Raw genomic sequence first — 21,402 nt, 5'->3', positions numbered from 1 at the left:
TTAGGGGTCTGGTTGGCCGGAAGGGGCTAGATCATGCGGTGCCCGTTCTGCGGCCACTCTGAAAGTCAGGTGAAGGACAGCCGCCCGTCGGAAGACGGCGCGGCTATCCGGCGCCGTCGTATGTGCCCGGAGTGCGAAGGTCGTTTCACGACCTTCGAGCGCGTGCAGCTGCGCGAGCTGACGATCGTCAAGCGCGCCGGGCGGCGTGCGCCGTTCGACCGGGACAAGCTGGCGCGATCCATCGCCTTGGCCACCCGCAAGAGGCCGATCGAGCCTGACCGGATCGAGAAAATGATTTCGACGATCGTTCGCCAGCTTGAGAGCATGGGCGAGACCGAGTTGCCGTCGTCGGCGGTGGGCGAACTGATCATGAAGCACCTCAAGGGGCTCGATGACGTCGCCTACGTCCGCTACGCGTCGGTCTATCGCGACTTCCGTGAAGCTGGTGAGTTCGCGACTTTCCTGGGCCAGGAGGGCCTGAGCGACGGCGACGAGGATGGCCGCTAGCGTCACCCTCAAGCTGGCGACCTCGCTGGACGGTCGCATCGCCACCTCGCGCGGCGAAAGCCGCTGGATCACTGGGCCGCAGGCTCGTGAGGCGGTGCACGGCCTCAGGGCCGAGCACGACGCTGTGCTGGTGGGGGTGGAGACGGCCCTGGCCGACGATCCCGAACTGACTGTGAGGCTTGAAGGTTGGCGAGGCCGGCCGCCGGCGCGCGTGGTGCTGGACAGCCGCCAGCGCCTCGCTGACAGCTGTAAGCTCGTGGTCACCGCTCGGGATGTTCCGACCTATATCGTCGCGACGACGCCGCCTGAGGCCCGCCTCGTAGCGGCGGGCGTTCGGGTGCTGCAGGTCAAGGCCGTGGGTGACGGACGAGCGGAATTGCATGAGGTGGTCGGAGCCTTGGCGAAAGAGGGCCTGCAGCGGTTGTTTGTCGAGGGCGGCGGCCAGGTGGCGGGAAGTTTCCTGCGTTGCGGGCTGGTCGATCGCCTGGAGTGGTTCCGCGCGCCAATAGTGATCGGCGGGGAGGGGCGGCCGGGAATCGGAGCGTTGGCGCTCGATGCGCTGGCGCAGGCGCCGCGGCTGCGGCGAGTTGAAATCCGCGAGGTCGGTGACGACCTTTGGGAGCGTTACGAGAGGATCTGAATGTTCACCGGCATTGTCACCGATGTGGGCCGGCTGCGCGCCGTCCGCGAAACCAACCGCGATCTGCGCTTCGAGGTCGAGACCAGCTTTGATCTGTCGACGATCGACATGGGCGCTTCGATCAGCCATGCGGGTTGCTGCCTGACGATCGTCGAGAAGGGCGACAACTGGTTTGCGGTTGAGATTTCGGGCGAAACCATCAGCCTGACCACGCTGGGGACGTGGAAGGAAGGTGATCCGATCAACCTGGAGCGCGCGGCGCGCGTGGGCGACGAACTCGGCGGCCACATCGTGTCGGGACATGTCGACGGCGTCGGCGAGGTGATCTCGGTCGAATCCGAAGGCGGCTCGCATCGCGTGAAGATCCGGGTCCCGCGGCCCTTGCACCGCTTTATCGCGCCTAAGGGCTCGATCACCGTGGACGGCGTGTCGCTGACCGTGAACGAGGTCGATGACGATGTTTTCGGCGTGAATCTGATCCCGCACACCTGGGACGTGACGACCTTGGGACGCCTCAAATCGGGGGCAAAGGTCAATCTCGAGATCGACATGCTCGCTCGCTATCTCGCCCGCTGGCGAGAAACGGCCTAAAGGGTCCCTCCAAACAAAGACTGGAGCCCCATGCTCGAAGACAAAATCCGCATCCTCATCGTCGAGGCGCGCTTCTATGACGATCTGGCCGACGAGATGCTGAAGGCGGCCGCCGATGTGATCACCGCTCACGGCGCTGAGTACGATGTCGTGAGCGTGCCCGGCGCGCTGGAGATCCCCGGCGCGATCGCGATCGCCGAGGAGGGCGGGCAGGGCCCGGCCGGCAAGCGCTATGACGGCTATGTCGCGCTCGGCACGGTCATCCGCGGTGAGACCTACCACTTCGAGATCGTCTCCAACGAGTCGGCCCGCGGGATCATGGATCTGACCGTCGGCAAGCGCCTGGCGATCGGCAACGGCATCCTGACGGTCGAGGACGAGGATCAGGCCTGGGCGCGCGCCAAGGCGAGCGAAGGAGACAAAGGCGGCGGCGCCGCCCGCGCGGCGCTCGCGATGATCGGCCTCAAGCGTCAACTGCTCGGACAGGACTGATGAGCCGCAGCCAACGTTCCGTCGCCCGCCTCGCCGCGATCCAGGCCCTCTATCAGATGGAGGTGTCCGGTGTCGGGGTCGAAGCGGTGATCCGCGAATTCTCCGACCACCGGTTCGACCGGACGCTGGAGGGCGATGCTGAAGGTGAGGGCGCCACCCTAGCGGCCGCTGACGAAGCCTTCTTCGCCGACCTTGTTCGCGGGGTCGTAGGCCACCAGCGCGAGATTGATGCGACGGTTGCCGGGCGCCTCGCCGCCAACTGGCGCCTGGAGCGACTCGACGCCACGGTGCGAGCCATTCTGCGCTCTGGCGTGTTCGAACTTTCGCATCGCCCCGACGTGCCGGTCGAGGTGGCGATCAACGAGTACGTTGAACTGACGAAGTCGTTCTTCGACGGTCCCGAGGCGGGGTTCGTCAATGGGACCTTGGACGCGGTGGCCCGCGATGTCCGCGGCTGACAAGCCGCCTGAAGATCTGCCCGACGAGTTCGGGCAGATCGCCCGCCTCTATCGGCCCCTGACGCGGGGCGTGCCCGAGGCCTTCGACCTGCTGGACGACGCGGCCGCGATACCATCGAGGGCTGGACACGACCTGGTCGTGACCAAGGACGCCATGGTCGAAGGCGTTCACTTTCTCGCTGCCGAAGCGCCCGACATAGTGGCGCGCCGGCTCCTGCGGGTGAACCTGTCGGATCTCGCGGCGAAGGGGGCTGAGCCCTACGGCTACTTCCTGGCGACCGCTTGGCCCTCTAGCTATGGATGGGCCGAACGGCAGCGCTTCGCTTCGGGCCTTAGGGAAGATGGCGAGGCCTTCGGGCTCGCGCTGCTTGGCGGCGACACGGTATCGACGCCTGGTCCGTTGAACGTGTCTCTGACCATGCTGGGCTGGGTTCCCGCCGGCCGAATGATCCCTCGCCGCGGCGCGCGCCCTGGGGACCTCTTGATGGTGTCTGGGCCGATCGGCGATGGTTGGCTCGGCCTAGCCGCGGCCCGCGGCGAGATCGACGATCCCAATGGCTATCTGACCGCGCGGTTTCGGCTGCCGACGCCGCGGCTCGATGTGCGCGATGCCCTGCGCGCAGGTGCAAGCGCGGCCGCCGATGTCTCGGACGGCCTCGTTGCAGACGCTGGGCACATAGCCCGCGCCAGCGGCGTGCGCCTGCGGCTGCGCCTGGATGCGCTGCCGCTTTCGCCGGCGGCGGCGGATTGGCTCGGCGCACAGCCTGATCGAACGACGGCGCTAGTCCTGTTGGCCTGCGGCGGCGACGACTACGAGGTCGTTTGCACGGGCGCATCGCCTATCGTCGGCTTCACCGTGATCGGCGAGGTGGTGGAAGGCCAGGGCGTCGAACCGACCTGCGAAGGGCGCATCGTTGAGACGGGCGCCGGCGGCTGGCGCCACCGTTGAGCTGCAAGCTTCCGGAAACGCCTTTGCGCTAAGGATCGGCCCATGTACCGCCGCGCCATCATCGCCAGCCTGTTCGCCGCTGTCGCCGGACCTGCGCTCGCGGCCAAGGCGGCCGCGCCGTCTAAGGATGAGCCGATCGGACAGTACGTCGACGTCCTGCCAGTCGCGGTGCCGATCCTGGCCGAGGGCCGGCTGGTCAACTACGTATTCGTGACGATCCGTGTGAACCTCACGCCAGCGGCGAACGCCAGCAAGTGGCGCGGCAAGGAGCCTTATTTCCGCGACGCCCTCGCGCGCTTGGGGAGCCGTGGGACCTTCGGTGATCCGAAGGATTACGCGTCGGTCGATGCGCCGCGCCTGACGGCCGCCTTCCAGCGCGAGGCCGTCGCGATCGCCGGGAAAGACGTCAAGGGCGTCGCAATCACGGCTCAAACCCCGAAGCAGCGCCGCGGCTTGCCCAAGGCCGGCCCACGCCCCGCCAGGACCGAAATCCGACCTTAGAGATCGCTGCGCCGGCGCCGTCCCGTTGCGTAACGATGGTCAACGGGGCGTTGCACCCGTGCGTTACAACTGGCAACGTCGCGCCCATCAATAACGAGCGGCGGACCAACGGCGCTCCATTTGAGGGAAAAACGACAGGGGCCTGGAGCGTCGAGCACCGCCCAATCGTGGGCGGCGGCCGACGTCTCCGCGCAATCGATAGGGGCGCTTAGAACATGAGTCTTACGCTTACGCTGGTGATCGCCGCCGGCCTATTGGCGGTGCTCTACGGCATCGTGCGAACCGCGCAGTTGTTGCGGGCTTCACCTGGTAACCCACGCATGCAGGAGATCGCCGCGGCGATCCAGGAGGGCGCTCAGGCTTATCTGCGGCGTCAGTACACGGCCATCGGTATTGTCGGCGTCGTGGTGCTCATCGCCGCGGCGATTCTGATCGGTCCGCTCGCGGCCGTCGGGTTCGCGATCGGCGCGATCCTGTCCGGCGCGGCCGGCTTCATCGGCATGCTGATTTCCGTGCGGGCTAACGTGCGCACCGCCCAGGCCGCTTCTGAAGGCTTGGCCAAAGGCCTTTCGCTGGCGTTCCAGTCCGGGGCCATCACCGGCATGCTGGTGGCTGGCTTCGCACTTGTCGGCGTCGCTGGGTATTACGCGTTCCTGGTGGGCCCGCTGGGCCATGAGAACACCAGCCGCGAAGTGGTCGACTCGCTGGTGGCTCTGGGCTTCGGCGCATCGCTGATCTCGATCTTCGCCCGCCTCGGCGGGGGGATCTTCACCAAGGGCGCCGATGTCGGCGGCGACATGGTCGGCAAGGTCGAGGCCGGTATCCCGGAGGATGATCCTCGCAACGCTGCGACCATCGCCGACAACGTCGGCGACAATGTCGGCGACTGCGCAGGCATGGCCGCCGATCTGTTCGAGACCTACGCGGTGACCACGGTGGCCACGATGGTCCTTGCGGCGATCTTCTTCCGCGGCAGCGACGTGGTCGACAGCATGATGCTGCTGCCGCTGGCCATCTGCGGCGTCTGCATCGTGACCTCGATCATCGGCACCTTCGGCGTGCGCCTGGGCAAGTCCAACAACATCATGGGCGCGCTCTACCAGGGCCTGATCGTCACCGGTGTGTTGTCAGTCGCGGCGATTTACTGGGTGGTGACGTCGCTGGTCACGGGTCCCGTCACTGTCGGGGACAAGACTTTCGACGCGATGAGCCTGTTCTGGTGCGGCATCACCGGCCTAGTCGTCACCGCCCTGATCGTGGTGATCACCGAGTACTACACCGGCACCGGCTTCCGCCCGGTGAAGTCGGTCGCCAAGGCGTCAGTCTCCGGTCACGGCACCAACGTGATCCAGGGCCTGGCCATGTCGCTGGAATCGACCGCCGCGCCGGCGCTCGTCATCGTGGTCGGCATCATCGTCACATATGGGCTGGCGGGCCTGTTCGGGATCGCCATCGCCACGACCGCGATGCTGTCGCTCGCCGGCTTTATCGTCGCGCTCGACGCGTTCGGTCCGGTGACGGACAACGCCGGCGGCATCGCCGAAATGGCCGGCCTGCCGCCGGAGGTTCGGGTGACCACCGACGCCCTCGACGCGGTCGGCAACACCACCAAGGCGGTCACCAAGGGCTACGCCATCGGTTCGGCCGGTCTCGGCGCCTTGGTGCTGTTCGCGGCCTACACCGAGGATCTCAAGTACTTCGCAGCCAATGCGACGCCAGGCTCGTTCTTCGACGGACTGGGGGCGGTGGCCTTCGACCTTTCCAACCCGTACGTCGTGGTCGGCCTGCTGATTGGGGGGCTGTTGCCCTTCCTGTTCGGCGGCATGTCGATGACGGCGGTCGGTCGGGCCGCGGAATCGGTCGTCGCCGAAGTTCGGCGGCAGTTCAAGGAAAACCCCGGCATCATGACTGGGGAGGTGAAGCCTGAGTACGGGCGGGCTGTGGACATCCTGACCAAGGCGGCGATCAAGGAGATGATCGTTCCGTCGCTGTTGCCGGTGTTCTCGCCGATCGTGCTGTTCTTCGTCATCAACGCCATAGCCGGCAAGGTGAACGCCTTCGCCAGCCTCGGCGCGATGCTGATGGGCGTGATCGTCACCGGTCTGTTCGTCGCCATCTCGATGACCTCGGGCGGCGGCGCTTGGGACAACGCCAAGAAGCTGATTGAGGAAGGCCATTACGGCGGCAAAGGGTCCGAGGCGCACAAGGCCGCGGTCACCGGCGACACTGTCGGCGATCCCTACAAGGACACCGCCGGCCCGGCCGTGAACCCGATGATCAAGATCACCAACATCGTGGCGTTGCTGCTGCTGGCGGTGCTGGCGCACGGTGTGGTTGGCTAAGGCCAGAAACGCACCAAAAAGTTCAGGCCCCGGAGAGCGATCTCCGGGGCCTGTTTGATTCTGCAGCCATGCGAGTGGTTAGCGACGGTCGCCCGGACGCGTGCCGGGGATGCCCTCGTCGTCGGCGTTGGGCAGCATGCCGCCGCGGCCGACGTTGCCCAGCAACTGTTCGAGGATCGTGAGCTCGCGGCCGCGGGTCGGGGTCTCGCGGCCGTTGAAGGCGATGACCTTGCCGTCCTTGAGCGTCATGGTGTCTACGGTCTTCACGACCTCGGAGTCCTTGTCGAACGTCACCGCGACCACGTTACGCGAGGTGACGACGGGGCGACGGAACGCCACACGCTCCTTCACCTGGTCGATATAGAACCAGACGTTCGGATCGAAGGTAGAGGTCGCCGAGGGCGAGCCGAGGCTGGCGCGGACAGTGGACTTGGTGTCCGTTCCGACCTTCACGTCCTTGGGGTTGGCTTCGATGGCCTGGAAGCCGGAATAGGTCGTAATAGGCGCGCAGGCCGTGGCGGAGGTCAGCAGACCGGCGGCGAGTGCGGCATAGGCGACGCGGCGAAACATGTGCGAACCGGACCTGTTCAATTCTTCGAGGCTTTGACCTATCGCTCGCCGCCCCTTAGTTCAATGCCGCCTGTATCTGCGCCTGAGGGCGAAATCGAGGCCGAGATGTTCCTGGACCGCTTCTTCCGCCCACGCGCGACCCTGGCCATGGGTCAGAAGTTGTACGCCGGCGTCGTCGCACAGGCGCGTACGCCCGCGCTCTACGAGGCCTACGGTGTGCCTGACACTGTCGAGGGCCGATTCGAACTCTACACCGTCCACGTCTTCCTGCTGCTGGATCGGCTGCGGGGGCAGGGCGCCCGCGCCGGCGAAACTTCGCAGGCCTTGTTCGACACCTATCTCGGCGCGTTGGATGACGCCTTGCGCGAAATGGGCGTCGGCGACCTCTCAGTCGGCAAGAAGATGCGCAAGCTGGGCGAGGCCTTCTACGGCCGCGTGAAGTCCTACGAGTCGGCGTTTGCGGCCCTGCCGCAGACGGATCATCTGCACGCGCTGCTGGGCCGGACGGTTTACGCCCAGGGCGGCGCCGAGCATGTGGCGGAGCTTGGCGAGTATGTCCTTCGCCAGCGCGCCGCCTTGGCGCAGCTGAAGCTGGAAAGCCTGCTTGAGGGCCGTGCAAAGTGGGGTGCGGCGTGAGCGGCTGGCGCCACATGGTCCGACTTGCGGATCTGGCTCGTGGGCCTGTCAGCGTTACGCTGGCGCCCGATGATGCGACGCGCGCCGCCATCGCCAAGGAGCTTGGCTTAGTCGCCTTGCCGGCCCTGCAGGGGCGGATCACCGCTCGCGCCTGGCTGGACGGGGCGGAGATCAGCGGGCGGTTCACCGCAACGGTGGAGCAGATCTGCGGGGTGACGCTCGATCCGTTCGAGTCGCCGCTCGACGGGGACTTCGTGGTTCGCGCTGTCCCGGCGGGAAGCCCGAACGCGCCAGCCGAATCGGAGGGCGGCGAGGTTGAGATGGATCTTGATGCACCCGATCCGCCCGACGTTCTCACCTCGGATGAAATCGACTTGGCCGGATACCTGGTCGAACATTTGGCGCTCGATATCGATCCTTTCCCGCGCAAGCCCGGAGCCGAATTCGACTACCAGCCGGATGTTGCGGAGGAATCTCCATTCGCGGTTCTGAAGCGCTTGAAGGACGATGGTGCGTGATCGGCTCTCCATTTGCATCACGGCGCCTCGGGCCATATTCTGAAAATGCTTGCGGCGCCACGCTGTGAGGGGTGAAACAGCGCCGTGACGAGATCCCTGACCATTTCAATTGATGCAATGGGGGGCGACCACGGCCCCTCTGTCGTGGTCCCTGGTGTCGCCCTGGCGGCGACCGAGGCGCCCGCATTGCGCTTCCTGCTGCATGGCGACGAGAGGGCTATCTCAGCCGAACTCGCCAAGCATCCATCCCTCAAGGACCGCGTCGAGGTTCGCCACGCGGAGCGTGTGGTGGCGATGGACGAGAAGCCCGCTCAGGCGCTGCGCCGGGGCAAGGGCACGTCGATGTGGTCCGCGATCGAGTCGGTGAAGTCTGGCGAAGCCCAGGGTTCCGTCTCGGCCGGCAACACCGGCGCCTTGATGGCCATCTCGCTGCTGATCCTGCGCATGAGCGTAGACGTCGAGCGGCCCTGTCTCGTTGTCGGCTGGCCGGGTGTGAAGGGAATCACCACGGTTCTCGACGTCGGGGCCAATGTCGATTGCGACGCCGAGCGCCTGGTCGAGTTCGCCATCCTCGGCGAGGCCTTCCATCGCGCCGCCCACGGCGTTGCCAAGCCGACCGTCGGCCTGCTGAACGTCGGCGCCGAGGACATGAAGGGCCATGAAGAGGTCCGTCAGGCTCACAGTATTCTGCGTAGCGGCAAGTTCGATCTGGACTATCGCGGCTTCGTCGAGGGCGACGAGCTGTTTCAGAACAAGGTCGACGTGGTCGTCACCGACGGATTCACCGGCAATGTCGCGTTGAAGACCGCCGAGGGTGCGGCGCGCTACATCGGCGGCGAATTGCGCGCCGCCCTGAACAGCAGCCTCACCTCCAAGCTTGGCATGTTGTTCGCCAAGGCTGGCCTCATGAAGTTTCGCGAAAAGTTGAGTCCAGACGCGGCGGCGCCGCTGCTTGGCCTCAATGGCGTGGTGGTGAAGAGCCACGGCGGCGCGTCAGACCGGGACATCGCCGCCGCGATCCGCATGGCCTCGAAACTCGCTCAAAGCGACTTCGCAGCGGAGATCGAACGGAATATGACGCGGCTCACCGCCGCGGTGGCCGAACAGCAGCCGCCGGCCGTGGATGGAGCCGCCTGAGTGACCAAAGTTCTGCGTAGCGTCGTGACCGGTGTCGGGGGTTATCTCCCCGACGAGATCGTCACCAACACTGATCTGGCCCAGGTCGTCGACACTTCCGACGAATGGATCATTGAGCGCACAGGCATTCGACAGCGCCATCGCGCGGCGAAGGATCAGCCCGTATCCGATCTGGCGGTCGAGGCCGCACGCATGGCCCTGGAGGCGGCCGGCAAGACGCCGGCCGACGTCGATCTGATTATCGTGGCGACGACGACGCCCGACCTGACCTTCCCGGCGACCGCGACCATCGTCCAGCGCAAGCTCGGTTGTCCGGTGGGAATCGCCTTCGACGTCCAAGCGGTCTGCTCGGGTTTCGTCTACGCGCTTTCGACCGCCGACGGCTTCATGGCGCGCGGGCGCTCCAAGTGCGCGCTTGTCATCGGCGCCGAAACGATGACCCGCCTGATGGACTGGACTGATCGCGGCACCTGCGTCCTGTTCGGCGACGGCGCCGGCGCGGTCGTGCTCGAGCCGCAGGAAGGCGAGGGCACGACGGCCGATCGCGGTCTGCTGGGTTTCGCCCTGCGCGCGGACGGCGCCAAGCAGGATCTGCTCTACGTCGATGGCGGCGTCTCGACCAACGGCCAGATCGGCCATCTGCGGATGCAGGGCAATCAGGTGTTCCGCCACGCAGTCGTGAACATATCCGAGGCGATCTTCGCCGCCGCGGCCGACGCCGGCGTCGCGATCGACGAGGTGGACTGGTTTATCCCTCACCAGGCCAACCAGCGAATCCTCGAGGGCGTCGCCAAGCGCGTCGGGATCCATGAATCGAAGGTGGTCTCTACCGTGTCCGAGCACGCCAACACTTCGGCGGCGTCGATTCCCCTCGCGTGGTGGACGGCGATGCAGGACGGCCGGATCAAGCCGGGCCAGATGCTGCTTCTGGAGGCGATGGGCGGTGGGCTGACCTGGGGCGCCTGCGTGGTCCGTCTGTAACGTTTGTTGCGAGACGCTTGCGTCTGGCGCGTGTAGGCGCGAGGGTGCATTTCAGACTATGAGCCGTGAAGTCTTTGACCTGATGTGACAATCAGGTAGTGACGGCGGGTCAACTATTAGAGTAACGGTGTTTTTCGGGGTGGGGGCGTTCATGAAAGGCGCGACGGTGACGCGGGCCGACCTGTGCGAGGCGGTTCATGAGGAAGTGGGGCTGACCCGGCAGGATTGTTCCGAGCTGGTCGAGCGGACGCTGGAGCTCATGGCGCAGGCCCTCGAGAAGGGCGAGCAGGTGAAACTTTCCGGATTCGGCGTGTTCCAGGTGCGCGAGAAGCGCGCCCGCATGGGCCGCAATCCCAAGACCGGGGAACCGGCGGCGATCGAGCCGCGCCGGGTGATTGGCTTCCGGGCCTCCCAGGTCATGAAGGCGCGGGTGGACCGCGCCCTGGCGAAGTGAGGAAGGCGACTAAGTGGCCAAGGGCCCGGACGCCTTTCGGACGATCTCGGAAGCAGCCGACGAGCTGAACGTTCCGCAGCACGTGCTGCGGTTCTGGGAGACGAAGTTCTCCTTCATTCGGCCGATGAAGCGCGCGGGCGGCCGGCGCTTCTACCGGCCGCAGGACATTGCGGTGTTGCGCGGCGTGCGCGTCCTGCTGCACGACGCCGGGTACACGATCAAGGGCGTCCAGAAGCTCCACAAGGAACAAGGCCTGAAGCGGCTGCTCGCCGCAGCGGACGGTGATGTCGGCCCGCGGCCCGAAGGCTTGGCGCTGGACCTCGCCAACAGTGATCTAACCGAGGACGGCCGCGAACGTCTGCTGTTCGCTCTCGACGACCTGCAGAGCGCCAAACGACGCCTGGACTCGTTGCTGGATAAGGGCTGACGCCCCGCGGCAGGGCGAGATCGTCACCGGATTTCGAAATTCAGCTTGCCCGCCGTGCCCAAGTGGTTAGAAGGGCCGCTCGCCGATGTCGGAGCGTGGCGCAGCCTGGTAGCGCACTTGACTGGGGGTCAAGGGGTCGCAGGTTCGAATCCTGTCGCTCCGACCATCGGCGAATTGGCCTTAGTGGCCGCATTTTCCACGCGAACTGAATGTGCGTCCCGCCAAAGCGGGACGCTTCGTGCATAACCGGCCAGAGCGAGTTCAGCGTCTCGACGCCGCGTCTTTCGGGCTCGCAAGACGCCAGCGTTGATCCGGGTTCTGATGTGAAGAGGCCGCCCAGAGACGGCCGGCCTTATTACTTTCCGCGGTTCATCCAGCTGATGAGCGGGAGAATCGGCACGCCCCAGGCGAGGCCGCCGATCCCGTAGAAAGCGAGCTGCGCGGCCCAGTGATCGGGAAGCCGCTCGCCGATCATCGTCATGATCCAGGCGTAGAAGCCCAGGAACAAGACGATACCAATGCCACCGATAAACTTCCGGACGCGCGCGCTCATGCCATGCCTATAGGCGCCAGCGCGCGCGCCGTTAAGCCCCTAGCGCTTCTTGATAAGGCCGAGGAGGAAAAGCAGGACGATCGCGCCGATTGTGGCGACGATGAAACTGCCGATCCAGCCGCCGAAGCTGAAACCGATCAGTCCGGCGATCCAGCCGCCGAGCAACGCGCCGACCACCCCGACAAGCAGGTTAGTCAGCAAACCGTGGTCGCGCTTCATGACCTTTTCAGCCACGAAGCCGGCGGCGATGCCGATGATGATCCACCCGATGATACCCACGCCCTGCATAATTTTGCCCTCTGGTTGAGTCCCACTCACCAAATGCGGTCAAGCTTCCGTGGTTCCGCCTCTCGAGCATGGACCTGCGGCGCGATCTCCGATAGCGGGTCGCCGTAAGAACGCCCTGAAGAGCCAGCACTTTAAGTCATGACCTCGTTCCTTCGTTCCGACCGGTCGCGTCCGGTCGCGGTTTGGCTGTTCATCGTGGCCGCCCTGGTGCTGGCGATGGTGGTGGTAGGGGGCGCGACGCGCCTGACCGATTCCGGCCTGTCGATCACGCAGTGGAAGCCCGTGACGGGCGCTCTGCCGCCGATGTCGGCGCAGGACTGGGCGGACGAGTTCGCGCTCTACAAGCAGATTCCGCAGTACCAGCAGGTCAACAAGGGCATGACCCTGGAAGCCTTCAAGGCGATCTACTGGTGGGAATGGAGCCACCGGCTGCTCGGTCGGTTGGTGGGAGCCGCCTTTGCGTTGCCGTTCGCCTACTTCCTAATCCGGCGCGAACTGCCGCGGCGGCTCATCGTTCGCTGCATGGGGTTGTTCGTCCTGGGCGGGCTTCAGGGCGCGGTCGGCTGGTGGATGGTCGCCAGCGGTCTCGTCGACCGAGTGTCGGTGGCGCCCGAGCGGCTGGCCATCCACCTTGGGCTGGCCTTCGCCCTGCTAGGCGCCCTCGTGTGGACCGCGCTGGACGCCTGGTCCGGCGCGCCGCGTCAGACCGTGCCCAGCCCGTGGACGCGGGGTGCATGGGCGCTGATCGGACTGATCTTCTTCCAGATCCTGCTGGGTGCGCTGGTTGCGGGCAACGATGCTGGGTTCGTCTACAACGACTGGCCGCTGATGAACGGCGCTCTGTTCCCGCAAGACTACGCCAACGACGGCTTCTGGGCGACGCTGGCTCATAGCCAAGCGGCGGTGCAGTTCAACCATCGCATCGTGGCGTACCTGCTGACCATCGTCGGGCTGGCGATGGCCTGGGTGGCTTCACGCTCGCGCTATCTGCCAGCCGAGGCCAAGCTGCTGGTCCAGGCTACTAGCGCGGCCATCGTACTCCAGGCGCTGCTGGGCGTCGTGACGCTGGTCGCCGGCGTGCCCGTGTGGCTGGGCATGGCCCACCAGGTCACGGCGGCCCTGGTGCTGTCTTTGGCGGTGGCGTTCGGCTGGCGGGTGCGCCGGCCCTAAGCCTTGAACGACCGCCAGGGCCCGGTGATCGCGAGCGTGCAGCCGGGCGAGTAGATGTTCACGAACATGGTCGAGCCGTCGGGCGAGAAACAGACGCCCGCGAGCTCTGATGTGCCGCGGATCTTCGCGCCGGCCAGGGTCTGGGCGTTGCGCCCGAGGGTGTAGACCTGCCCTTGCGGAGTCATGGCGCGCAGATAGTTGGTGCCTCCGACCTTGTCCTCGCAGGCGACTATGTGGCCCCAGGGTGCGATGGCCAGGTTGTCCGCCATTTCCATCACTCGCGCGTCCGAGGGCTCGACGAACAGCTGCAGTCGGCCGGGTTCGTCCGACTCGCCGGGCTGTCCCTCGTGCGCGCTGGGGACGTAGCGCATGACCTGACCGTGGAACTTCGGACCGCCGCTCGTGCAGGTGAAGTAGAGCTCGCCCTGACCGAAGAACATGCCTTCGCCGCGTGCGAACCAGGATGCGCCGGCCGCTTGGCCGCGATGGCGCAGATCGTTGTTGGGGTTGTCGACGCCATCCAGGTCGATCCAGCGCACGTTGCGCCAGTCGCCTTGATTCCAGGATACCGCGTCCCAGTTGCGCGGATCGCCGTCGCCGATCACGGCAAGGGCCTGCAGCCGCCCGCCTGCCTGCAACCGGCGCCGATCGTTGGGCAGGTAGCGGTAGAACAGCCCTTTGCCGTCGATTTCGTCCTCGGTCATGTAGATGACGCCCGTACGCGGGTCGACGGCGCAGGCCTCGTGCTTGAAGCGGCCCATCCCGGTGATCGCGAAGGGCTCGGACAGGCCGCGCAGGCGGGAAGGAACCTCGAAGACCCAACCGTGATCTTTCTTCACGCCCTGGCCGGCCTTCACGACCGTCTCCTCGCAGGTCAGCCATGAGCCCCAGGGGGTGACGCCGCCGGCGCAATTGACCGCTGTGCCCGCCAAGCTGAGGTGTTGCGCCTTCAGCTCGCGGGTCTTGAGGTCGTAGATCAAGGTGCTGGTCCCGCCACCCAGCGGCAGCCCCTCGCTATCGGTGTCGTAGACATCGGCGGCGGCGACCTTGCCGGCCAGGCTGCGGTTTTCGCCGAAGGCGGTGATCTGGACGTCGCGGGGAGGGGGGCTGATCTCATGGTTCCGAACCAGGGCCACTCGATTGCGGCCGGCCGGGAAGCATCCCATGCCGTCCATCTTGCCAGCCGCGATCAACCCATCGTCCATGCGATCGCCGGCGCGCGAGATCACCTTGTAGGAAAAGCCCTCAGGCAGGTCGAATATCTCGGCCGGATCGCGGCGCAACGGACCGTATCCGGCGATCTCGCTGGCGTATCCGGGGTTGGAATAGCCCTCGGCGTCAGCCGTGACCTGGGCGTTCGCGTAGCGCGCGAGGCCAGTAAAGGCGGCGGAAGCGGCTGCGGTCTGAAGGAATTGGCGACGCGACGCGGACATTGGGTGCTTTCCAGCGTGGGTGGGATCAGCCGCGACCATAGAAGCTTGAGTGCTGAAATTGACGGTATTATAATACCAATCGCGGCAAAGCCTTGTGTGGCAACGCGTTGCGGTCTCGGAGGCGCAATTGCTGTTGACAGGCGGTTGGTAACCCCGTACTAGCCGCGCCCTCGCCGGGACCTTTTCGTCCCGCCAACCTAACGGACCCGTTCCCATGATGAAGACGACGGCTTCGCTGAAGCCCGCCGACGTCGAGAAGAAGTGGATCGTGATCGATGCCGAGAACGCCGTGGTCGGCCGTCTCGCTTCGTTCATCGCCATGCGTCTTCGCGGCAAGCACCGCCCGGACTACACCCCGCACGTCGATTGCGGCGACTATGTCGTCGTCGTCAACGCCGACAAGGTGAAGTTCACCGGCAAGAAGCTGACCGACAAGAAGTACTACTGGCACACCGGCTATCCGGGCGGCATCAAGGAACGCACCGCGGACAAGATCCTCGGCGGCAAGTATCCGGAGCGCATCCTGGAAAAGGCGGTCGAGCGCATGCTGCCGAAGGAAAGCCCGCTGGCCCGCAAGCAGATGACGCATCTGCGCATCTACAATGCCGGCGAGCATCCGCACGAAGCGCAGAACCCCGAGACCATCGCGTTCGCTTCGCTGAACGCCAAGAACGTGCGGAGCCTGTAAGACAGATGTCCGAGACCCAAGGTTTCGAGGCCCTGCAAGGCCTCTCATCCAACCCGCAAGCCGCCCCGGCTGAGCCGAAGATCGACGCTCAAGGCCGCGCCTATGCGACCGGCAAGCGCAAGAACGCGATCGCCAAGGTCTGGATCAAGCCCGGCAAGGGCACGATCACGATCAACGGCCGTGACCAGGAAGTGTACTTCGCTCGCCCGGTGCTGCGCATGATGATCGCCCAGCCGCTGCAGGTCACCGACCGCGTCGGCCAGTTCGACGTGATCGTTTCGGTCGAAGGCTCTGGCCTTTCGGGCCAAGCCGGCGCCATCCGTCACGGCCTGTCCAAGGCTCTGACCTACTACGAACCCGCCCTGCGCCCGGTCCTGAAGCCGCACGGCTTCCTGACCCGCGACAGCCGCGTCGTCGAGCGTAAGAAGTACGGCAAGGCCAAGGCCCGCCGTAGCTTCCAGTTCTCGAAGCGCTAACCGCGCGCGAGCACTCGCGTTTGGAGGGGCGCTTCGGGCAACCGAGGCGCCCTTTCTGTTTTTCGGCCTAGAATTCTGGATCCCCGACCATGGCCCATACAGTCTTCATCGATGGCGAAGCCGGCACCACCGGCCTGCAGATCCGGGACCGGCTGCAAGGTCGCCGCGACTTGGAGATCCTGTCGATCGATCCCGAAAAGCGAAAGGACGCCGACGCGCGCGCGGAGCTGCTGAACACCGCGGATGCGGTGATCCTCTGCTTGCCTGACGAGGCGTCCAAGGAAGCGGTCGGTCTGATCACCTCCAACAGCGTGCGGGTCATTGACGCCTCCACGGCCTATCGGACGGCGCCGGGCTGGACCTACGGCTTTCCGGAGATGTCCAAGGATCAACGCGCCGCAGTGGCCGGATCGAAGCGGGTGAGCAATCCGGGCTGCTATCCGACCGGTTTCATCGGACTGGTGAAGCCGCTGGTGGCGGCGGGATTGATTCCGAGCGCCTATCCGGTCAGCGTCAACGCCATTTCCGGATATTCAGGCGGCGGGAAGGGGCTGATCGGCGAGTTCGAGGCGCCCGTCACTGCGGGGACCAACGACGCCTTCCGGCCCTACGGTCTCACGCTCATGCATAAGCATCTGCCGGAGATGAAGCTGAACACGGGGCTCGATCACGAGCCGATCTTCGCTCCGGCCGTAGGCCGCTACGCCCAGGGCATGATCGTCGAAGTGCCGCTGGCGCTTTGGGCGCTGCCGGGCGCGCCCACTCCGGCGCAGCTGCTGGACGTCCTGGCCGAGGCCTATGCCGGCGAGCAATTCGTGCAGGTTGCGACGCCTGAGGAATGCGCCGACTTGCAGAAGGCCCGCGCAGGCGCGGGCGGCTACAACGCCGATCTGGACCCCGAGGCGCTGAACGGCACCAACAAGATGAAGCTCTATGTGTTCGGCAACAAGGAAAAGGGACAGGCCCGGCTCGTGGCCGTTCTGGACAACCTGGGCAAAGGAGCCTCTGGCGCAGCCGTGCAGAGCCTGAACCTGATGCTCGGCTTGCCGGAAGGTGAAGGGCTGTGATCCTGCGCCGGGCCGCCCTCGCCGACGCCGGACAGGTGGCCCGGCTGCAACGGCACGTCATGCGCGTGTCGTTACCCTATCTCCCCGACCTCCACACGCCTGAAGAAGACCTCCGGTTCTTCAGCGAGCGCCTGTTCCCGGAGAACGAGGTCTGGGTCGCCGAGGCGGATGGGCAGATCATCGGCTACGTGGCGTTCAAGCCCGGCTGGGTCAGCCACCTCTACGTTCATCCAGACCACCAGGCGCAGGGTATCGGTCCGAAGCTTCTCGCCAAGGCGTTGGAAGATGGCGCGCCCCGCGAGCTCTGGACCTTCCAGCAGAACGATCGTGCGCGGCGCTTCTACGAAGCGCGCGGCTTCGAACTCATCCGGCTGACGGACGGCGCCGACAACGAGGAAAAGACACCGGACGCGCTCTATCGCTGGGCCGGCCGCTAGGCTTGCATCCGTCTGCAGGAGAGCGCCGTATCTCCTGGCATGAGCAAGATCGACCGACGCGCTTTCCTGATGGGATCGGCCCTAGCGTGCGTTCCGGCCCTGGCGCCTGCCGCTGACGATCCCTATGCCGCCTCGCCGTGGCGCAAGCTGTCCGACGCAGACTGGCGCAAGCGGCTGGATACGGCGACCTACAACGTCCTCCGCAAGGAGGCGACCGAGATGGCCGGCACCAGTCCGCTCAACAAGGAAAAGCGGAAGGGAACCTACGTCTGCGCCGGCTGCGCGCTGCCGTTGTTCGTCTCCCAGTGGAAGTTTGAGAGCGGCACCGGCTGGCCCAGCTTCTACACCGCTATCAAGGGCGCGTTGGGCAAGAAGACCGACTTTGCGATCGGCGTTCCACGGACCGAATACCACTGCGCGCGCTGCCTCGGGCACCAGGGCCACGTCTTCCCGGATGGGCCGCGGCCAACGGGCCTGCGTTACTGCAACAACGGCGACGCCCTACGGTTCGTGCCGGCCAAGGCCTAGGGCTGGGCTGGCGGCGTGCGGATCGCGGCCAGGACGTGATCGACCCCGCGCAGCACGGCGTCCGAGTGCGTGAGTCCGAGCAGCGTTGCGTGACCGGCCTTGCTCTCATTCTCATAGTAGCCCGCGCGTGAGTTGCGCTCCGGAGCGCGGCGGGCCGAGTTCCACCCGGCCATGAGCTCTGCGTTCCCGGCGGTGATCACCGCGACAGGCCAGTTCGGGTCCAGCGGCGCCGCCGTGGCCTGAACCGCACCCTGCGGCCAGACGAGAACCTCGTCGGCGGCGGTGCGCGCATGTCGGCCGGAAACGAAGGCGTGGCGCTTCTCGGCCTGGCCCTGCGGCGGCAAGCCGATGCGATCGCCCTTGTAGTAGGCGATTTTGCTTAGGCCGAGGCTGCCGGCGATCGCGCTGGCGCGCGCCACCATCTGCACGCGATCGAGGAATTTCTGTGCGCCCGGGCTTTCGGCCATCTCCGGTGTCGTCGCTTCCAGCAGCACCAGCCCTGCGACCTGGTCGGGATGTCGGCCGGCGTAGAGGCGGATGTGCTGCCCCGCCATCGAGTGGGCCATGAACACGAATGGCCCAGTTTCCCCTGACGCGGCGATCAGCCTAGCTAGGTCGGCGGCGATCGCGGCGCTGTCGCGGGGCTTGGGGCCAGGATCCGAAAAGCCCATGCCGGCGCGGTCATAGGCGCACGACCGGATCCCCTCGGCGGCCAGACGCTGCTGGATCGCGGCAAAGTCGGCGGCCAGCCCCCAGGCTCCGGCTTCCATCCAAATCACCGGCTGGTCGGATTTCGGGCCGGCGCAGACGAGGCGAAGCTTGCGTCCGCCGATGTCGACATAGCGTCCGCTTGGCTCAAACGGTCCCGATAGGGCGACGAGCGCAAGGCCGGCGCCGACCCACAGGGCCAGCAGCGCGGCCAGCCCCAGCAACACCGTCTTGATCATCACGCCCCCGAAAGCTCAGCCGTCTACGACTTCACCTTCACATAGGAACCGGGAGCGGCTTCGATAGGTGAGAACTTGCCCTTCGCGGGATCGCGGGCCGGCACCAGGCCGCCGGACTTGTCCCGCAGCCACTCGGCCCAGTGCGGCCACCAGGAACCAGGCGTCTCGACGGCGCCTGCCATCCACTGCTCGACGCTCTCGGGCAGGTCGCTGTTGGTCCAGTGCTGGTACTTGTTGGCGACGGGAGCGTTGATGACCCCGGCGATGTGGCCCGAGCCGGCGAGGGTGAAGGTGACCGGCCCGCCGAACAGCCGCGCGCCGCGATAGACCGAACGGGCCGGGGCGATGTGGTCTTCCTTGGACGACTGCACGTAGACCGGCGTCTTCACGTTCTTCAGGTCGAGCTTGACGTTGTCGAGAACAAGTTCGCCCTTCGACAGCGCGTTCTCGCCGTAGAACTTGCGCAGGTAGAAGAGGTGCAGTGCCTTGGGCATGCGGGTCTGGTCGGAATTCCAGAACAACAGGTCGAACGGCTTGGGCTCCTTGCCCATGAGGTAGTTGTTCACGAAAAACGACCAGATCAGGTCGTTGGCCCGCAGCGAGTTGAAGGTCTCGGCCATGGCCTGACCCGAGAGCACGCCGCCCGCAGCGTCCATCTGCTTCTCCAGGTCGGCCAGCCAGTCCTCGTTCGTGAACAGCAGCAGATCGCCTGCTTCAGCAAAATCCTGTTGGGCCGCAAAGAACGTGGCGGAGGATATTCGCTTGTCGTTCTTGGCGGCCATGTGGGCTAGCGATGAGGACAGCAGGGTGCCGCCGATGCAGTAGCCGACGGTGTTGACGCGATCGACGCCGGCCTGGGCCATCGCCGCGTCCGTGGCCGCATAGATACCCTGGTGCATGTAGTCTTCGAAGGTCTTGCCCGCGAGCGTGGAGTCGGGATTGACCCAAGATGCGACGAACACCGTGAACCCCTGGTCGGTGAGCCAGCGGATCATCGAATTCTCAGGGCGCAGGTCCAGGATGTAGAACTTGTTGATCCACGGCGGAAAGATCAGCAGCGGGATCTCGTGGACCTGCTCAGTCGTCGGGTTGAACTGCAGCAGTTGCAGGATCTCGTTCTGGAAGACGACCTGGCCAGGCGCGGTGGCGACGTTCTCGCCGATCTTGAACATCTGATAGTCGGTCTGGCTGATCGCAAGCTGACCGCCGCCGCGGGCCAGGTCGGCGGCGAAGTTCTCCATCCCCTTGACCAGCGACTCGCCGCGGCTGGCCATCGCCTCGCGCAGCGCCGCCGGATTGGAAGCCAGGAAGTTCGACGGCGAGAAGGCGTCGGTGAGCATCTTCATGAAGAACTCGACCCGCCGCTTGGTCATCGCGTCGACGCCGTCGACGTCGGCGACCAGGCCGTTCAGCCAGTTCGACGTCAGCAGATAGGACTGCTTGATGACGTCGAAGACGGGGTTCTCGGCCCAATCGGGATCGTTGAACCGCTTGTCGCCGCGTTCAGGCTGGACCACGGGCTCGACCGCCTCGCCGCCGGCGCGGCGGGCGGCGGTCTGCCAAAGCTCGAGATAGCGTTGGAACAGATCGGCCTGAGCGCGGACCAGACGGTCAGGCTGGGCCATAAGTCGGCCCATCACGTCTGTCAGAGCCGGCGCCACGTGGAACGGGTCGGGCTGCAGCCCGGCCGGGCGCTCGGCCTGACGGAGCGCCGCTTCGGCGATCGCACCCTGAGCGGTCAGGGCTGCCCTAGCCAAGTTGCTCGACAGCTTCTCCATCATCTCCCGCTGCTCGGCGCTTAGTTGCTCGAAGCTCGAGGCGCTGGCCGCTTCAGGCGGCGCCGGTTCCTCGGCGGCGACCTCCGGGGGCGGGATGGCGGCGGACTTGGTCTTGGCGGCCTTGCCGACCGCCTTGACCTTCTTCTTCGCCTTGGCTTTCGGCGGCGCCGTGGCCTGATCGCTCATCGCCCGTTGTCCTCCCGTATGCGCATTCATTTGGAGCGAAAGCGCCCACGCTCTTCCGCCCGAAGCGATAGTGGCATAAGACCGAGACGGAAATGAACGCGCCGCTTCGACTTTTTGCATGTTCGTCGCTTGGAGCCTCCGCCCGGGCGCTGCTTGGCTGCGCTTCGCTCGCCGTTCTGGCGGCCGGATGTGCCGCAAATCCCTTCTCCGAGGCCAAGGTGGACCCTCAATCGGCGGTGGCCGAAGACGTGGCGCGCATGGCCCATGAGTCGCGCGAGTTTCCGACCTTCGCTGAGATCCCGCCCATGCCGGCGGCGCAGCGTCCGATCGCGGAATGGGGGAAGGCGGCCGACGAACTGGAGATCGCGGGCGCCAAGGTCGAGCAAGCGACAGCGCCGAACACCTGGACGCTGAGCGGCACCGAGCGCTTCGTGGCGCGGGCCCGCTCGCAGGCTGGGCCGGATATCGGGTCGGACGCGTCGACGACGCCGGCCAGCGAAGCGTTCGCCAAGGAACTTCGGGAGCGAGCTACCCCGCCTCCGTCGCCGCGATAGTACGGCAGGCGGGGGCAAAAATGACCTTGAACCTGCTTGGCTCGCCCCGTCGCGGGGGCTATCCATGCGCGACTTCGGCTCCTTACCGCCGCGA

At 65.9% G+C, this 21,402-nt stretch carries 27 protein-coding genes and 1 tRNA gene; 22 read left to right on the top strand and 6 right to left on the bottom strand.

The genetic code is table 11. From position 1 onward, the window contains the following. Window positions 1-33: 33 nt before the first annotated feature. The 8 genes from nrdR (at window position 34) to GGQ61_RS03985 (ending at window position 6,480) form a co-directional block, all read left to right on the top strand. Window positions 34-507 (top strand): transcriptional regulator NrdR, encoded by a 474-nt coding sequence (gene nrdR, locus GGQ61_RS04020; RefSeq protein ID WP_183769967.1) that lies wholly within the window; start codon window positions 34-36, stop codon window positions 505-507. Beyond that, window positions 497-1,147, top strand: coding sequence for a RibD family protein (locus tag GGQ61_RS04015; RefSeq protein ID WP_183769966.1), 651 nt, complete (start codon window positions 497-499; stop codon window positions 1,145-1,147). Before nrdR ends, GGQ61_RS04015 begins: the two co-directional genes overlap by 11 nt. Further along, window positions 1,148-1,738: a riboflavin synthase gene (locus GGQ61_RS04010; protein WP_183769965.1), complete on the top strand. Its 591-nt coding sequence runs from the start codon at window positions 1,148-1,150 to the stop codon at window positions 1,736-1,738. Window positions 1,739-1,768: 30 nt separating this feature from the next. Further along, window positions 1,769-2,230, top strand: coding sequence for a 6,7-dimethyl-8-ribityllumazine synthase (ribH, locus tag GGQ61_RS04005; RefSeq protein ID WP_183769964.1), 462 nt, complete (start codon window positions 1,769-1,771; stop codon window positions 2,228-2,230). Next, window positions 2,230-2,688, top strand: coding sequence for a transcription antitermination factor NusB (gene nusB / locus GGQ61_RS04000; RefSeq protein WP_183769963.1), 459 nt, complete (start codon window positions 2,230-2,232; stop codon window positions 2,686-2,688). Before ribH ends, nusB begins: the two co-directional genes overlap by 1 nt. After that, entirely contained in the window at window positions 2,648-3,637 is a 990-nt protein-coding gene (gene thiL / locus GGQ61_RS03995; RefSeq protein ID WP_183769962.1) for a thiamine-phosphate kinase, read from the top strand. The genes nusB and thiL overlap by 41 nt, the downstream gene beginning before the upstream one ends. Window positions 3,638-3,679: 42 nt before the next feature. Next, window positions 3,680-4,138: a hypothetical protein gene (locus tag GGQ61_RS03990; protein WP_183769961.1), complete on the top strand. Its 459-nt coding sequence runs from the start codon at window positions 3,680-3,682 to the stop codon at window positions 4,136-4,138. A 215-nt stretch (window positions 4,139-4,353) separates the two neighbouring features. Then, window positions 4,354-6,480: a sodium-translocating pyrophosphatase gene (locus GGQ61_RS03985; RefSeq protein ID WP_183769960.1), complete on the top strand. Its 2,127-nt coding sequence runs from the start codon at window positions 4,354-4,356 to the stop codon at window positions 6,478-6,480. Window positions 6,481-6,558: 78 nt separating this feature from the next. On the opposite strand, the gene GGQ61_RS03980 is transcribed toward GGQ61_RS03985, so the two are convergent. Continuing rightward, the gene (locus tag GGQ61_RS03980) at window positions 6,559-7,050 is read right to left on the bottom strand and encodes an outer membrane protein assembly factor BamE (RefSeq protein WP_183769959.1); all 492 of its coding nucleotides are present in this window, start codon (window positions 7,048-7,050) and stop codon (window positions 6,559-6,561) included. A gap of 105 nt (window positions 7,051-7,155) precedes the next feature. Here GGQ61_RS03980 and GGQ61_RS03975 point away from each other — a divergent pair, with 105 nt between their 5' ends. From GGQ61_RS03975 to GGQ61_RS03945, 7 genes are all read left to right on the top strand, one after another. Continuing rightward, complete coding sequence (locus GGQ61_RS03975; protein ID WP_183769958.1) at window positions 7,156-7,686, top strand: ubiquinol-cytochrome C chaperone family protein; 531 nt, start codon at window positions 7,156-7,158, stop codon at window positions 7,684-7,686. Beyond that, a complete protein-coding gene (locus tag GGQ61_RS03970; RefSeq protein WP_343056014.1) occupies window positions 7,683-8,204 on the top strand; it encodes a YceD family protein in 522 nt (173 codons plus the stop codon). Before GGQ61_RS03975 ends, GGQ61_RS03970 begins: the two co-directional genes overlap by 4 nt. Window positions 8,205-8,288: 84 nt before the next feature. Beyond that, the gene (gene plsX / locus GGQ61_RS03965; RefSeq protein ID WP_183769957.1) at window positions 8,289-9,341 is read left to right on the top strand and encodes a phosphate acyltransferase PlsX; all 1,053 of its coding nucleotides are present in this window, start codon (window positions 8,289-8,291) and stop codon (window positions 9,339-9,341) included. Further along, entirely contained in the window at window positions 9,342-10,322 is a 981-nt protein-coding gene (locus GGQ61_RS03960; protein WP_183769956.1) for a beta-ketoacyl-ACP synthase 3, read from the top strand. It begins immediately after the preceding gene. A 151-nt stretch (window positions 10,323-10,473) separates the two neighbouring features. Further along, window positions 10,474-10,776 (top strand): integration host factor subunit alpha, encoded by a 303-nt coding sequence (locus tag GGQ61_RS03955; RefSeq protein ID WP_056019003.1) that lies wholly within the window; start codon window positions 10,474-10,476, stop codon window positions 10,774-10,776. A gap of 13 nt (window positions 10,777-10,789) precedes the next feature. After that, on the top strand, window positions 10,790-11,203 hold the full coding sequence (locus GGQ61_RS03950; protein ID WP_183769955.1) for a MerR family transcriptional regulator: 414 nt from the start codon (window positions 10,790-10,792) through the stop codon (window positions 11,201-11,203). A gap of 89 nt (window positions 11,204-11,292) precedes the next feature. Then, a tRNA-Pro gene (locus GGQ61_RS03945) sits at window positions 11,293-11,369 on the top strand. 189 nt (window positions 11,370-11,558) lie between these two features. Here the strand turns inward: GGQ61_RS03945 and GGQ61_RS03940 are convergent. Next, complete coding sequence (locus tag GGQ61_RS03940) at window positions 11,559-11,756, bottom strand: DUF2842 domain-containing protein (protein ID WP_183769954.1); 198 nt, start codon at window positions 11,754-11,756, stop codon at window positions 11,559-11,561. A 39-nt stretch (window positions 11,757-11,795) separates the two neighbouring features. Further along, window positions 11,796-12,044 (bottom strand): GlsB/YeaQ/YmgE family stress response membrane protein, encoded by a 249-nt coding sequence (locus GGQ61_RS03935; protein ID WP_183770599.1) that lies wholly within the window; start codon window positions 12,042-12,044, stop codon window positions 11,796-11,798. A gap of 138 nt (window positions 12,045-12,182) precedes the next feature. On the opposite strand from GGQ61_RS03935, the gene GGQ61_RS03930 reads away from it, so the two are divergent. Continuing rightward, the gene (locus GGQ61_RS03930) at window positions 12,183-13,214 is read left to right on the top strand and encodes a COX15/CtaA family protein (RefSeq protein ID WP_183769953.1); all 1,032 of its coding nucleotides are present in this window, start codon (window positions 12,183-12,185) and stop codon (window positions 13,212-13,214) included. Here the strand turns inward: GGQ61_RS03930 and GGQ61_RS03925 are convergent. Continuing rightward, window positions 13,211-14,647 (bottom strand): alkaline phosphatase PhoX, encoded by a 1,437-nt coding sequence (locus tag GGQ61_RS03925; RefSeq protein ID WP_183769952.1) that lies wholly within the window; start codon window positions 14,645-14,647, stop codon window positions 13,211-13,213. The two genes, GGQ61_RS03930 and GGQ61_RS03925, sit on opposite strands and share 4 nt — an antisense overlap. 214 nt (window positions 14,648-14,861) lie before the next feature. Between GGQ61_RS03925 and rplM the strand changes: the two genes are divergently transcribed. The 5 genes from rplM (at window position 14,862) to msrB (ending at window position 17,843) form a co-directional block, all read left to right on the top strand. Further along, a complete protein-coding gene (gene rplM / locus GGQ61_RS03920) occupies window positions 14,862-15,335 on the top strand; it encodes a 50S ribosomal protein L13 (RefSeq protein ID WP_183769951.1) in 474 nt (157 codons plus the stop codon). A 5-nt stretch (window positions 15,336-15,340) separates the two neighbouring features. After that, window positions 15,341-15,811: a 30S ribosomal protein S9 gene (gene rpsI, locus GGQ61_RS03915; RefSeq protein ID WP_183769950.1), complete on the top strand. Its 471-nt coding sequence runs from the start codon at window positions 15,341-15,343 to the stop codon at window positions 15,809-15,811. Between the two features lie 89 nt (window positions 15,812-15,900). Beyond that, entirely contained in the window at window positions 15,901-16,878 is a 978-nt protein-coding gene (argC, locus tag GGQ61_RS03910; protein WP_183769949.1) for an N-acetyl-gamma-glutamyl-phosphate reductase, read from the top strand. Further along, entirely contained in the window at window positions 16,875-17,315 is a 441-nt protein-coding gene (locus tag GGQ61_RS03905; RefSeq protein WP_221220820.1) for a GNAT family N-acetyltransferase, read from the top strand. The genes argC and GGQ61_RS03905 overlap by 4 nt, the downstream gene beginning before the upstream one ends. Before the next feature lie 39 nt (window positions 17,316-17,354). Beyond that, a complete protein-coding gene (gene msrB / locus GGQ61_RS03900) occupies window positions 17,355-17,843 on the top strand; it encodes a peptide-methionine (R)-S-oxide reductase MsrB (protein WP_183769948.1) in 489 nt (162 codons plus the stop codon). Here msrB and GGQ61_RS03895 read toward each other — a convergent pair. Together GGQ61_RS03895 and phaC are read right to left on the bottom strand one after the other, a co-directional pair. After that, window positions 17,840-18,790, bottom strand: a complete 951-nt coding sequence (locus GGQ61_RS03895; RefSeq protein WP_183769947.1) for an alpha/beta hydrolase — start codon at window positions 18,788-18,790, stop codon at window positions 17,840-17,842. The two genes, msrB and GGQ61_RS03895, sit on opposite strands and share 4 nt — an antisense overlap. A gap of 23 nt (window positions 18,791-18,813) precedes the next feature. After that, a complete protein-coding gene (gene phaC / locus GGQ61_RS03890) occupies window positions 18,814-20,754 on the bottom strand; it encodes a class I poly(R)-hydroxyalkanoic acid synthase (RefSeq protein ID WP_183769946.1) in 1,941 nt (646 codons plus the stop codon). Window positions 20,755-20,846: 92 nt separating this feature from the next. Here phaC and GGQ61_RS03885 point away from each other — a divergent pair, with 92 nt between their 5' ends. Beyond that, entirely contained in the window at window positions 20,847-21,308 is a 462-nt protein-coding gene (locus tag GGQ61_RS03885; RefSeq protein WP_183769945.1) for a hypothetical protein, read from the top strand. Window positions 21,309-21,402: the final 94 nt, after the last annotated feature.

The sequence above is a fragment of the Phenylobacterium haematophilum genome (assembly GCF_014196295.1).
GTDB lineage: Bacteria > Pseudomonadota > Alphaproteobacteria > Caulobacterales > Caulobacteraceae > Phenylobacterium > Phenylobacterium haematophilum.
Note: the sequence above shows the minus strand (reverse complement) of the source record. Positions and strands in the feature narration are given on the sequence as shown.